The organism is Anaerotignum lactatifermentans DSM 14214 (assembly GCF_900142265.1).
GTDB lineage: Bacteria > Bacillota > Clostridia > Lachnospirales > Anaerotignaceae > Anaerotignum > Anaerotignum lactatifermentans.
Window position 1 is genome coordinate 1 of sequence record NZ_FRAH01000082.1, and the last position, 13,264, is coordinate 13,264.

General features: G+C 44.3%; 13 protein-coding genes and 1 pseudogene. 6 read left to right on the top strand and 8 right to left on the bottom strand.

The window, feature by feature from the left end; translation table 11 throughout:
- The 4 genes and pseudogenes from BUB35_RS15710 to BUB35_RS15725 all read right to left on the bottom strand — a co-directional run.
- The coding region (locus tag BUB35_RS15710) for a ParA family protein (RefSeq protein WP_159432863.1) at positions 1 to 414 on the bottom strand (414 nt) is incomplete at its 3' end.
- A 128-nt stretch (positions 415 to 542) separates the two neighbouring features.
- A complete protein-coding gene (locus BUB35_RS15715) occupies positions 543 to 1,445 on the bottom strand; it encodes a ParB/RepB/Spo0J family partition protein (RefSeq protein ID WP_072853287.1) in 903 nt (300 codons plus the stop codon).
- Positions 1,446 to 1,680: 235 nt separating this feature from the next.
- A pseudogene (locus BUB35_RS15720) lies at positions 1,681 to 1,959 on the bottom strand (DEAD/DEAH box helicase family protein); the annotation flags it as partial.
- Between the two features lie 170 nt (positions 1,960 to 2,129).
- Positions 2,130 to 2,810, bottom strand: a complete 681-nt coding sequence (locus BUB35_RS15725) for a Crp/Fnr family transcriptional regulator (protein ID WP_072853291.1) — start codon at positions 2,808 to 2,810, stop codon at positions 2,130 to 2,132.
- Between the two features lie 158 nt (positions 2,811 to 2,968).
- Here BUB35_RS15725 and hpdB point away from each other — a divergent pair, with 158 nt between their 5' ends.
- The 5 genes from hpdB to BUB35_RS15750 all read left to right on the top strand — a co-directional run bounded on the left by hpdB (position 2,969) and on the right by BUB35_RS15750 (position 9,796).
- Entirely contained in the window at positions 2,969 to 5,650 is a 2,682-nt protein-coding gene (hpdB, locus tag BUB35_RS15730; protein WP_072853293.1) for a 4-hydroxyphenylacetate decarboxylase large subunit, read from the top strand.
- A gap of 16 nt (positions 5,651 to 5,666) precedes the next feature.
- A complete protein-coding gene (gene hpdC / locus BUB35_RS15735; protein WP_084730744.1) occupies positions 5,667 to 5,933 on the top strand; it encodes a 4-hydroxyphenylacetate decarboxylase small subunit in 267 nt (88 codons plus the stop codon).
- Between the two features lie 252 nt (positions 5,934 to 6,185).
- Positions 6,186 to 6,875 (top strand): glycyl-radical enzyme activating protein, encoded by a 690-nt coding sequence (locus tag BUB35_RS15740; protein ID WP_334292970.1) that lies wholly within the window; start codon positions 6,186 to 6,188, stop codon positions 6,873 to 6,875.
- A gap of 505 nt (positions 6,876 to 7,380) precedes the next feature.
- Positions 7,381 to 8,805, top strand: a complete 1,425-nt coding sequence (locus BUB35_RS15745) for an amidophosphoribosyltransferase (protein ID WP_072853297.1) — start codon at positions 7,381 to 7,383, stop codon at positions 8,803 to 8,805.
- Between the two features lie 127 nt (positions 8,806 to 8,932).
- Positions 8,933 to 9,796, top strand: a complete 864-nt coding sequence (locus BUB35_RS15750) for a DUF362 domain-containing protein (RefSeq protein WP_072853299.1) — start codon at positions 8,933 to 8,935, stop codon at positions 9,794 to 9,796.
- Positions 9,797 to 9,895: 99 nt separating this feature from the next.
- Here the strand turns inward: BUB35_RS15750 and rnc are convergent, their stop codons facing one another.
- From rnc to plsX, 3 genes are all read right to left on the bottom strand, one after another.
- Complete coding sequence (gene rnc, locus BUB35_RS15755; RefSeq protein WP_022364222.1) at positions 9,896 to 10,591, bottom strand: ribonuclease III; 696 nt, start codon at positions 10,589 to 10,591, stop codon at positions 9,896 to 9,898.
- Position 10,592: 1 nt separating this feature from the next.
- Positions 10,593 to 10,823: an acyl carrier protein gene (locus BUB35_RS15760; RefSeq protein WP_072853301.1), complete on the bottom strand. Its 231-nt coding sequence runs from the start codon at positions 10,821 to 10,823 to the stop codon at positions 10,593 to 10,595.
- 117 nt (positions 10,824 to 10,940) lie between these two features.
- Positions 10,941 to 11,930, bottom strand: a complete 990-nt coding sequence (gene plsX, locus BUB35_RS15765; protein ID WP_072853303.1) for a phosphate acyltransferase PlsX — start codon at positions 11,928 to 11,930, stop codon at positions 10,941 to 10,943.
- Positions 11,931 to 12,115: 185 nt separating this feature from the next.
- Between plsX and BUB35_RS15770 the strand changes: the two genes are divergently transcribed.
- On the top strand, positions 12,116 to 12,877 hold the full coding sequence (locus tag BUB35_RS15770; RefSeq protein WP_072853305.1) for an AIM24 family protein: 762 nt from the start codon (positions 12,116 to 12,118) through the stop codon (positions 12,875 to 12,877).
- Between the two features lie 104 nt (positions 12,878 to 12,981).
- Here BUB35_RS15770 and BUB35_RS15775 read toward each other — a convergent pair.
- Positions 12,982 to 13,264 (bottom strand): IS3 family transposase (locus tag BUB35_RS15775; RefSeq protein WP_143185477.1); only part of this gene is annotated, 283 nt, incomplete at its 5' end.

The window sequence follows — 13,264 nt, forward strand, 5'->3', positions numbered from 1 at the left end:
CAATGTACTAAGTGAAGGCATACAATCAATGATAATATAGTCATACCTATCTTTTATCAGTGATACATACTGCTTTAAAATCTGTTCCCTGCTCATAACATTAACTAAAGATACCTCTAAACCAGAAAGCTCGATATTGCCAGGCAAAATATCAATGCCTTCCTCATGGTGTAAAATTCCTTCTGTTGGCATAATTTCTTCTTCCTTAATTACTTTTCCAAGAATTGTTGCCAGAGATACTTCCAGCTGATCTGGCTGCGGATAACCCATACTGATTGTCAAGCTGCCTTGTGGATCGGCATCAATTAAAAGTACCTTCTTCCCTTCCTTTGCCAAACAAATGCCTAAATTGGCACAGGTAGTTGTTTTTCCTACGCCACCTTTCTGATTTGCAACTGCAATAATCTTTCCCATAAAAATCCTCCTTTTTCCATTGTTTTCTATATTTTTATATTGTTAAAGTGATAGAATCACAACAATATTGGAATAAAAAAAGTGCCATCCATTATTTCGCTCGGACAGCACTTTTTCTATTCCAATATTCACTTTTTTCTTCTTTCCTGCACTTTTAATCTATAATACATTTCCAGTGCTTCCATAATTGTTTTTTTCATAGTCTTTTGTGAAGTTCCTGGAGAAAAATATTTTTGTATCTTTTCCACAGGCACTTTCAGCTGCTCTTTCTGATTACCTTTTTGTTCAGATAATATCTTTTCTATAGTAAATAAACATATTGTCTGTTCTTCTTCCAGCTTTCGCAGTTGAATCGCCTGTGCATGGCTTGGTGTGCAATCAAATTCCGCCATCACTTCCAACAATATCTCTTGGCTTTCCGAAGATAAGTAAGAAAGTTCCACAGCAGGACGCAGAGCTATTTTTTTCATATCCACCATATCTAATAATGGTTTTATTAAGTATGTTAGACGGATATATCTTCGAACCTGATCCTGACTTTCTCCTACCTGCTCTCCAATCAACTGTCTCGAAGTTTTCTTCTGAAAATTATGTGCCAGTGGCACAACATTATTCTTTCTTGGTCTGCCACCTTTTCTTTTGATCGCATCCATTCGCATTTTATATGCAAATGCTTTTTCCGATGGCAATATGTTTTCTCTTTGGATATTTGAATCAACCATCGTAATGATGGCATCTTCATCACTTAACTCCTTGATTATGCAGGGAACCTTGTATTGTTCTGCCAAAATAGAAGCTGCTTTTCTTCTATGCCCTGCCACCATCTGATACTTGTTGTCTACTAATCTAACAATCAAGGGTACCATGACGCCATACTTTTTGATGCTTTCGGAAAGTTCCATTAAATTTTCATCTTCAATTACATGGTATGGATGGTCTGGAAAATCAGAAATTTCATCTACATCCAAGTACATAATTTTTGCACTGTAATCATTTTTTTGCTCTAAGTCGCTATAACATATTTCACTCATAGTAAACACTCCTTATGCTACCATATGCTAACTTGTTATGTTATAGCTTGTTTTTTTGTATAAATATTGATTATATCCAACTAGTTATATGATATCCCATTTACGAATTTTGGTCACTAAACACTGAAATCCATAGTGTGTTATTATGTCCATTTAGTCCAAAACACCACTATATATCATATCAAAATCAAAAATACATTCTATATATTGTATTCACAGAACGCATTTTACTCTAACTGACGAAATACTCTACCGCATTTTCCGGGAAAAATTCCTTCAATTCATTATAAAGCTGGGCTGCCAATGTTTTATTATGGGCAATGACCAGCGTAGGTTTCTGTATTTTTTCAATGACGTTTGCCATGGTAAAGGTTTTCCCGGAACCCGTTACCCCCACCAAAGTCTGAAATTTCAAGCCTTTTTGAAATCCATCGGCGATTTTCTCGATTGTCTGTGGCTGGTCACCAGTAGGCTGAAATTTGGAATGTATTTTAAATGGTTGTCCATGACACACCTCCGTTTACACAAATCATTCTCATGCAGTCAAGCCTCTGACTGCAAAGCACCATATAAACATCCATTTTGTTTCTATGTGCTCATCGACTACCAAAAAGTATATCACAGTTAAATACTAAAGTATAGGGGAACAGCGAAAATATACAAACATTTGTTCTATTTTTTTCGTTATGGAATGTCGTAAAACTGTCGGATATGCTCTGCAATCTGCATCAACTGCTCATGGTCAGCAATTCGATCTCGTTTTTCCTTACCTTTTAATATACCCTCTTTTCTCCATTTTTTCAGTACGTAACAAAGGCTGCGGCGGCTGATGCCGATTTCTTCGCAAATTTCATCCAGCGTATAGCTTTGCAGTCTTGCAGGATGCATCAGACAATACATCGCCGTATTTTCTTCTGCTGTAAAAAGCGTCAGACTAAAGACTTTCCGATACATCTGATAGGTACGGCTGCTGGTACTGCGGTAAAATTCCAGGGCAAACGCCGGATTTTCCATGAGCTGGCAGAAAAGCTGATCTGGAAATTCCAGATAAACACAAGGAGTTTCCGCAATGATATTGGCATCGAAGCTATAACCACGCATACGGCTGATATGGCCGGAAAAGCTGCCCACGCCAATTTCATCCAGTAAAATACGTATGCCGCGATAAGTCAGGCTGACAACTTTCACAGACCCTTGCAAAATATAAACAATGCGATATCCCTCATCGGCTGCATTGGAAATACATGTCTTGGCAGGAACTTCATGAATGGTGATCTGACTTGTTTCCAGATAAGGTCGAATCATGGGGTATATATCCAATTTTCCTACAAAATCCTGCCAGTTCGCCCAGATTCTCTCATGCATATACAAATTCTTCCTTTCATATGTTTTTGATTTTGTGAATAGTTTATCATATTTTTCAAATAGTGCAATTTGCACTTAACGAAAGCATGTATGCCTGCCATAATAAAACCATCATCATTCACAGAAAGGCAGGTTGAAAAAGTTCGGAAAGTAATGAGATGAAATTACAAGAAATCCTCAAAGCAAGAGGTATCACTGATGAACAGTTAAAGGAAGTGCAGGAGCAGGATATTCCCGCTGCCGCTGAGAGCTTCCAGCGTATCATGGACATCTATTATCTGCTGAAAGTAACCGCAGATATGGAAAGTGCCTACTGGTACAACCGTGTATGGTGGGAAAATGACGGTGATCTGTTGGAAGTACGCCGTGCAAAAGCCGTTGCCGCTTCTCTGGCACACAGCACACCTACCATTTTGCCTTATGAAAAACTTGTTATGAACAAGACAAAACATCTGCGTGGTGCCTTCCCCTTCCCTTGGGTTTGTGCAAGCTTCTTCAATTCCCTTGCGGAATCCCTCATGGAAGAAGCAGAAGCGCCTGCTGAAAACGAAGCTGACTCCGGTTCTGTTGTTGGCGCCGGCGGCGGCAACGTTACAGAAAGCTATGGCGAAGTCATCTCCATTGCGAAAAAATTTGGTATGCGGAAAGAAGACATTCCGGTTCTGGTAAAAGTATCCAAATATTGGGACGGCATTTCCGTAGAAGATATTTCCACAAAATACGCAAAAACACTTCCCGGCTTTGAACAGTTCCAGAACATCATGGACAGCGTTCTGGTTATGTTCGACTCCTTCGCAATTCCGCAGGGCCGTGAAGTTATGAACTATTACATGCCTTTGCAGTACGGCTTTGACGGCATTCTGGAACTGTGCGATGAAAAAATCGCAGAAACCATGGGCGAAACTGGCGGCGACGGCGTTCTGGGCATGAGCCGCGGCTACTACTATGCTGCTATGAAAGAAATCGTCAAAGGTCTGAGCCAGTGGTGCGAAAACTACGCACGCAAAGCAGAAGATCTGGCTTCTCGCGAACCCGATGAAGCATACAAAAAGAATTATCTGGAAATCGCACAGGTAATGCACAACATCGCTCACAAACGTCCTTCTACATTCCGTGAAGCACTGCAGATGACACTGTGTCTGCATCTGGGCGTTGTAAACGAAGACCCTCAGTCTGGTCAGTCCATCGGTCGTCTGGGTCAGGTATTGCAGCCCTTCTATGAAAAAGACATCGCTGACGGCACCACCACAGAAGAAGAAGTTGTGGAACTGCTGGAACTGTACCGCATCAAGATCACATGTATCGAATGTTTTGCTTCTGCTGGCGTATCCGGCGGCGTTCTTTCCGGCAACACATTCAACAACCTGTCTTTGGGCGGTCAGAACTACGACGGTCTGTCTGCGGTTACACCTTTGGAATACCTCATCATCGAAGCAGGTATGCGCGCGCAGACACCTCAGCCTACCCTTTCCATCCTTTACGATGAAAAGCTGCCTGAGGACTTCCTTATGAAAGCTGCTGCTTGTACCAAACTGGGCATGGGCTATCCTGCATGGATGAACAATCAGGTGGGCATGAACTTCATGCTCCGTCAGTATGACCCCGAAGGTATGGATCTGTATGATGCACGTGCATGGTGTCTGGGCGGCTGTCTGGAATCTGCACCCGGCTGCTTCCTGCCTCTGGAATACAACGGCAAAGTGACCATGATCCCCGGCGGCGCTTCCCCTACTTGCGGCACCGGTATCCACTTCACAGGTCTGCCAAAGGTTCTGGAACTGGTACTGACAAACGGCGTGGACAAACGTACCGGAAAACAGGTATTCCCTCCTCATAACAAGAAACTGAAAATATTTGATGAACTGCTGGATCAGTGGAAAGAATATCTGGACATCAGCAACCGCATTGTAAACAAAGTCAACAACATTCAGATGGACGTATGGCGCAAATACAACATGCCTGCCGTAAACTCCCTGCTGAAACCAGACTGCTTCAAGAAAGGTCAGCACATCGGCAACTGTGGCGCTCGTTATAACGCCTGCATCAACTTTGAATCCTGCGGTACCATCACATTCATCAACTCTCTGGCGTCTTTAAAGAAAAACGTATACGACACCAAGAAATATACATTGGAAGAAATGACAGATGCAATGCTGCATAACTTCGGTTTCCGCACCGCTTACGACACCGGCGTATTCTCTCCTGATTATCGCGAAAGCACAGACGACGCTCAGAAATACGCTGAAATCTTTGCAGACTGCATCAACGCACCGAAATACGGCAACGCAGATCCTTATGCAGACCAGCTGCTGCGGGATTACCACATGTACCTGCTGCATTATCTGCCTACACTGGAGTCCTTCTTTGGCAAACCGGAATATCTCTGCCAGATTTCCGTTTCCACCCATGGTCCTCAGGGCTTCATCACACTGGCAACAGCCGATGGTCGCTTAGCAGGCACCACATACTCCGACGGTTCCGTATCTGCCGCCCCTGGCACAGATAAAAACGGCGTTTATGCCCTCTTTGAATCTGCAACCGTTTACGATCATTCTCAGAACCAGAATGCACAGATGAACCTGAAACTGCATCCTTCTTCTGTTCAGGGCGTACAGGGCACCAGAAAACTGCTGGAACTGGTTCGTACTTATATGCGTAAAGGCGGTTTCCACGTACAGTTCAACGTGGTAAGCTCCGACATATTGAAAGAAGCGCAGAAAACACCTGACCAGTATCGTGACCTGATGGTTCGTGTAGCTGGCTTTACACAGTACTGGTGCGAAATCGGCAAACCCATCCAGGATGAGGTTATCTATCGTACCGAATATGAAGAAGTTTAAGTGGAGGCGTGAAACCATGAAACATGTAGAATGCATTAACTATATCAACTTAGACTGTGAGAAAGGCATGTGTGCCCTTTCCAAACAGATCGTTCCCATTGACGGCAATGGCAGCGATGCCTGCGGTCATTTCCAGCCAGCGCCCGTATGCGGCAACTGTGCATGCTTCGCAGATGCAGACAAACACGGCATCGGCACATGCAAAGGCTTTGAAAAAGAAAACTGGACTTATGCGAAATGTGGTGCTTTCTGCTGCGAGCACTACAAAGCAGCACGGGGGTAAGCCTATGGATGCACGCGGACATATTTTCGATATTCAGTCCTTTTCTGTCCATGACGGACCCGGCTGCCGCACCACAGTATTTATGACAGGCTGTCCTTTGCAGTGCCGTTGGTGCGCAAACCCGGAAAGCTGGATTTACGGCAAGCATCTGATGTTTGCCCAGGCATCCTGCAAATGGGACAAAGGCTGTGACGTATGTCTTTCTGTCTGTCCCACGGGCGCCATCACCATGGAGCCAGGACAGCCCCTCAGGTGGACTGGAACAAGTGTAAGGATTGTCACGACTTTCCCTGCACCTCCATCTGCCCCAACCGGGCACCGAAACAGTGTGTGCGGGAATACACCAGCGATGAACTCCTGCAAATCCTCCGCAGAGATTTCAGCAGCTGGGGCAGCAACGGTGGCGTCACATTCAGCGGCGGCGACCCCATCACACAACATGATTTCCTCATAGAAGTCCTGAAGGGCTGTCATAAGCTGGGCATCCATACTGCCATTGAAACCAGCGCGCATTTCCCCAGAGAAAAATTTCTGGATGTAATGCAGTACATCGACTTTGCCTTTATTGATGTGAAAAACATGGACAGTGAGGCACATAAAGCCGGAACAAGCGTAGGCAATGAACTGATTCTGGACAACATCCGCGCTCTGAAACAAAGCGGCTGGAAAGGTCGTCTGGTGCTGCGTCAGCCTACCATCTGCGGCTACAATGACAGCGAAGAAAACGCAAAAAAACTCATTTCCTTTATGAAGGAAAATGATCTCTTTGAAATCAACCTGCTGAAATTCCATCGTTTGGGTCAGACCAAATGGGAACAGCTGGGCAAAACATACGATTATGCTACTGGCGGCGAAATGACAGACGAAGCCATGACCGCATTGCAGAGCCTTTATCTGGATGCTGGAATCGCCTGCTACATTGGGCATCATACCTCTTTCTGATGTCCACTTTCCATAAACTTTCATGCCGTAACGCTGCATAAGCAGTATACAGAACAGGCAAGTGTCTTTCCAATCAAGCGGACGGGACACTTGCCTTTCTGTTTTTTGCGGGTGGGATAAAGTCTTGTCCCAACAGCTGTACACAATGGTATACGTGGAAAAGACATTGTTCCATCTCCTCTTTGGAAAACATTTTTTTCCATTTTTATAGATACTCTCCAATGATTTTTTATTTCCGGCTTTTTTCATGGTTTCTTTTTGGGCAAGATTTCCCCCACCTTTTCAAATCGTCGTCATTTTTCCCGAACATTATTTCTTTTGGACTTTCTTTCACCGCAAATTTTCATTGGAAATCGGTTTTTATGTGAAATCTTCCAGTGCTGTTTTTGTTGTATTCCATCGTTTTTTCGTATAAAATAGAAATGATGGCATGCACAGCATGCCTTATCAATTTTGGAGCAACAAGAGATACCATCATTTTTTAGAATCATAAGGAGGAACCATCATGGGCGGTTTTTTTGGCGTAACTTCCAAGCAGGATTGCGTACTTGATATCTTTTTCGGGGTGGACTATCATTCTCATCTGGGCACACGCAGAGGCGGTATGGTCATCCACAGCCGGGAAAAAGGCTTCCAACGCCAGATTCACAACATCGAAAACACACCTTTTCGTACCAAATTTGAAAAAGATCTGATCGATTTTCAGGGTCATTCCGGCATCGGCTGCATCAGCGACTCCGATCCTCAGCCCCTTCTGGTACGTTCTCATCTGGGCTTATATGCCATCACAACAGTCGGTGTCATCAACAACGCTGATGAGCTCATCAAAAACTACTTCTCTGACCATGGACACCAGTTTATGGCAATGAGCTCCGGCAAAGTCAATGCCACAGAACTCATCGCCGCACTGATCAACCAGAAAGACGATCTGGTTTCCGGTATCCTCCATGCACAGGAACAGATTGACGGTTCCGCAACCATTCTGATTCTGACAGAAGATGATTCCATCATCGCTGCCAGAGATAAAATGGGCAGACTGCCTGTTCTTATCGGCAAAGACCACGAAGGCTACTGTGTTTCCTTCGAATCCTTTGCCTACACCAAACTAGGCTATGAAAACGTATATGAACTTGGTCCCCGTGAAATCGTTAAGATCACACCTGACGGCTATGAAACACTGAATCCTGCCGGCAAGGATATGAAGATTTGCGCATTCCTGTTCAGCTACTATGGCTACCCCAACTCCAACTACGAAGGCATCAATGTCGAAGTGATGCGTTACAAAAACGGGGAAATCATGGCAGCAAACGAAAAGAAAAACGGCACACTGCCTGATGTAGACTACGTTGCAGGCGTGCCCGACTCCGGTATCCCCCATGCCATTGGTTATTCCAAAGAAAGCGGCAAAGCTTTTGCCCGTCCTTTTGTAAAATATACACCCACCTGGCCTCGTTCTTTCATGCCTGCCAACCAGAAAGTTCGTAATCAGGTAGCAAAAATGAAACAGATTCCCGTTCCCGAACTGATTGAAGGGAAAAAGCTGCTGTTTGTGGACGACTCCATCGTTCGTGGTACACAGCTGAGAGAAACTGTTGAATTCCTCTATCGTTCTCACGCAGCAGAGGTACATATGCGTTCCGCATGTCCTCCCATCATGTATAGCTGCAAATATCTGAATTTCTCCAGCAACGGCTCCGATATGGATCTGCTGGCACGCCGTGTCGTACAGGAACTGGAAGGCGACGAAGGACATAAACATCTGGATGAATATGCAGACGCTTCCACAGAAAGAGGCAAATGCATGCTCCGCTCCATCTGTGAAAAACTGGGCTTTGACTCCTTGGGCTATCAGTCCCTGGATGGTCTGCTGGATGCCATCGGCATTGACCGTGACAAAGTCTGCACCTATTGCTGGAATGGCAAAGGCTGATATTTCATACTGTCGCAGGAAATCTCCTGCGGCAGTTTTTTTCTGTTTTTTTCCCAATCCCTTGTTATTTTCTTTCTACTTTGTTACCATAAAAGAAAATACAACTGTCATAAAGGAGGTTTTTTCTATGGCTGCAAAAGTATACTTTTCCCGTGAAATCACACCGGAAAAAGTCCTGGAATTATATAAAATGGCTGGCAAAGAACTCACTGGCAATATTGCCATCAAGCTTCACTCCGGTGAAGAAGGCAACCAGAATTTCCTGAAACCGGATTTCTGGAAACCTGTCATCGACTTTGTAGGCGGCACCGTTGTAGAATGCAATACCGCTTATGAAGGCGAACGGAACACCACTGAAAAACACAAAGCGCTGCTGACTCGTCACGGATGGGATGCCTATTTCAAAGTAGACCTGATGGACGCAGAAGACCCTGATATGGTGCTGGAAATCCCTAAGGGCAAACAGATTCAGAAAAACTATGTAGGCAAACATCTTGCAGACTATGATTCCATGCTGGTACTCTCCCACTTCAAAGGGCACCCCATGGGCGGCTACGGCGGCGCATTGAAGCAGCTTTCCATCGGTGTGGCATCTTCCTTTGGGAAAGCCTATATCCACGGCGCAGGGGAACCAGAAAAGATCTGGACAGCAGACCATGATGCATTTCTGGAATCCATGGCAGATGCAGCATCTTCCGTTGTGGAATACTTCAAAGGCAATGTAATCTACGTCAATGTCATGAAAAACATGTCTGTGGACTGCGACTGCTGTGCAGTTGCTGAAGACCCTTGCATGAAGGATATTGGTATTCTGGTATCCTTAGACCCTATCGCCATTGACCAGGCTTGTCTGGATTTGGTTTATGCCGCTGATGATCCCGGACGCGACCACCTCATTGAACGTATCGAAAGCCGCAATGGCGTTCATACCATCGAAGCCGCTGCCGCTTTGGGCTTTGGTTCCAGAGAATACGATCTGGTAGAAGTATAAACATTTTCTCTAAAACAAAAGAGCCGACTCTTCGGCTCTTTTTTCACGAAAAAGCAGGTGATTGAAAAAGAATATCCTTTGCAATCACCTGCTCTCTTATTATGCTTTCATTTTTTCCAATGCTGCATTGGCTGCATTCTGTTCTGCTTCTTTTTTGCTCTTGCCACTGCCCTGTCCCAGCACCTTGCCTTCGTGGGTCACTTCTGCCACAAAGACTTTGTTGTGGTCAGGACCCTTTTCATCTACAATGGCATAGTGTACAGGAACCTTGCTGATTTTCTGGATGATTTCCTGCAAATGGGTCTTGCAGTCCAGATTGCGGAAATTGGTCTTTGTCTGAGCAATCTGATCTTCCATAAACCGCATAACATATGTAGAAGCGGCTTCGATACCGCCATCCATACATACCGCGCCAATAATGGCTTCAAAAGCATCTGCAAGGATAGAATCTCTGTTTCTGCCGCCGGTACTTTCTTCCCCTTTGCCCAAAAACAGATTTCTGCCTACGCCCAATTTTCTGGACAGACCTGCCAGAGAGCCTTCACAAACCACTGCCGCCCGCAGTTTGGTCAGTTCCCCTTCCGGCATTTCCGGGAATTTGCGGTACATATATTCACTTACCACCATGTCCAGCACTGCATCGCCTAAAAATTCCAGTCTTTCATTATTTTCGTGACTGCCTTTTTTGTTTTCATTGGCATAGGAACTATGAGTCAGTGCCAGCAGCAGCAAATGCTTATCCGCAAAATGATATCCCAGTTTTTTTTCAAATTCTTCCAAATTCAAATAATTCATATTACTTCTCCACTACTCTTCTGATATAATCCAACGCATCCCCAATGGTTTTCATATTCTCCGCCGCATCGTTGTCAAATTCGATGTCATAGGCTTCCTCCAATGCAGAAATGATCTGGAACAAATCCAGAGAATCCGCACCGATGTCTTTAAAGGAAGTTTCCTCCCGTAAACTATCTGCAGAAATATGCAGCTGGTCCGCAATGATCTGCGTTACAACAGTTTCGTCCATATTTTCAACCTCCTCTTTTCTTTTCTGTCAATACTATACTCTATTTCCGACATTTTGTCAGCAGAAATCCTGGAAAAACAGAAGTTTTTTCCCATTTTGTACACAAAATTACACTGCTTACAGTTTATCCTGAATTTTCCCTACAATGTCAGCTTCTTTAAACAGCACACACTGTCTGATGGCATTTTTGAATGCCTTGGCATTGGAACTGCCATGAGCCTTTACCACAAGGGATTTCAGACCGATAAAAGGCGCACCACCTACTTCGTCTGCATCGAAATATTTTTTTACATTGCGGAAAGGTTTTACCAACATAGCCGCAGCAATTTTATAAGCGCCTTTGGTGATTTCAGACTTGATGATGTCCACCAATGTTTTGCTCAAGCCTTCGGCAAATTTCAAAATGGTATTGCCTACAAAGCCGTCGCAGACAATGACATCTGCTTCCCCGAAAGGAATATTTCTAGGCTCAATATTGCCCACAAAATTCAAATCAGATACTTCCAGAAGCTCATAAGCCTCTTTTGTCAGGCTATCACCTTTTTCCTTTTCGGCACCAATATTCACCAGTGCAACCGAAGGATTTTTCTTGCCAAATACGTTTTCTACGTAAACGGAACCCATTTTACCAAACTGTTCCAGATATTTTGCTTTACAGTCCACATTTGCGCCGCTGTCTACTAAGAATGTAAAGCCATTCTTGGTAGGCAGGCAAGTACCCAATACAGGACGTTCTACGCCCGGCAGACGACCTACAATGAGCAGAGAGCCTGTCAGCAAAGCACCAGTACTACCGGCGGAAACAAAGGCGTCAGCCTCCCCATTTTTCACCAGCTGCATACCTACGACCATAGAGGAATTTTTCTTTTTGCGAATTGCCATAGTAGGCACTTCATCGGTGCTGATGACTTCTTCCGCATGCACCACTTCGATTTTTTCTTTGGGATATGTATATTTTGCCAGTTCCCGCTTGACATCTTCTTCTCTGCCTACCAGTTTTACCAGCACATTCATTTCTTTGACTGCATCCACAGCACCTTTGACGGTTTCCATAGGTGCCAAGTCCCCGCCCATGGCATCCAGTGCAACGATTATTTTCTGATCCATAACTCACCATGATCCTTTCTTTCAAATTACATGCTTTTAGTATAAACAATTCCCCATAAAATTACAATCCCGCACCCCAATACTTTTTTCTTAGCAACGAAGTCATTGCTGTATTTTACAAAATATGGTAAAGTAACATTGTATGAATCATAATACCTTTTATGGATGTAAAGGAGGCATTATTTATGTATCAGATCAAAAATCTTTTGGAAAATGATGACATTCGTGTTTTGACAGAATTGGGACCTTTTACCGTCATTGAATACCTGCGGGATTTAAGTGTTTCTCCTGCAAATGCAGCTACGGCTTATTTCGCTTCTGAAATGAATGTGCGCAGACGTCAGGTCATCTGTGATTTGAAAAAAGCCAATATCACATTGCAGGCAGGTGCTATGCAGTGGATGGTTGGCAACGTCAATGCCACCACAGGCATCAAAGGCGTAGGCGACCTTTTCGGCAAGGCTATCCGTGGAAAAGCAACCGGTGAATCTGCCATCAAACCCGAATATACTGGCAATGGCACTTTGGTGCTGGAACCCACTTACAAATACATTCTGCTAGAAGATGTGGCAGACTGGAACGGCTCTCTGATTCTGGAAGATGGTCTGTTTCTTGCCTGCGACTCCAATCTGACACACAAAGCCGTTATGCGGTCTAATCTGTCCTCTGCTGTAGCCGGCGGAGAGGGTTTGTTCAACCTTGGCTTAAGCGGCAGCGGCGTGGTAGCGTTGGAATGCCCTTGCCCCAGAGAAGAATTGATTGAAATCAATCTTCAAGATGACGTACTGAAAATCGACGGCAATATGGCAATCGCATGGAGCGGCAGCCTGGACTTTACTGTAGAACGCTCTGGTAAAACACTGATCGGCTCCGCTGCTTCCGGCGAAGGTCTGGTAAACGTATTCCGCGGCACAGGCAGAGTACTGATGGCACCTGTTCTAGACTAAAAAGAGAAATAAATCCTATCACCTTATAAGAAAACAAATATAGCTGGAATCCTTAAAGTGAACTGAACCCAAAAAGTCAGACAATATTTTCAAATTAAAATTGTTTAAGAAGCCAGAAGGGCTTGTTGTCTGTAAATTGCAGGTGGCAAGCCCTTTAACTTTGCTTTGATTTGATGGTTATTATAATAATCTAAATATTCCACCAGTTCCTGCTTGAAATGTTCCATAGATTGAAACTGTTGAAGATAGAGAAGTTCGCTCTTGAGCAATCCAAAGAAATTTTCCATGACAGCATTGTCCAGACAGTTACCCTTTCGGCTCATACTTTGCCGGATTCCTTTTTGTTTGAGCATTTGGCGGTAATATTTGTTTTGGTACTGCCATCCT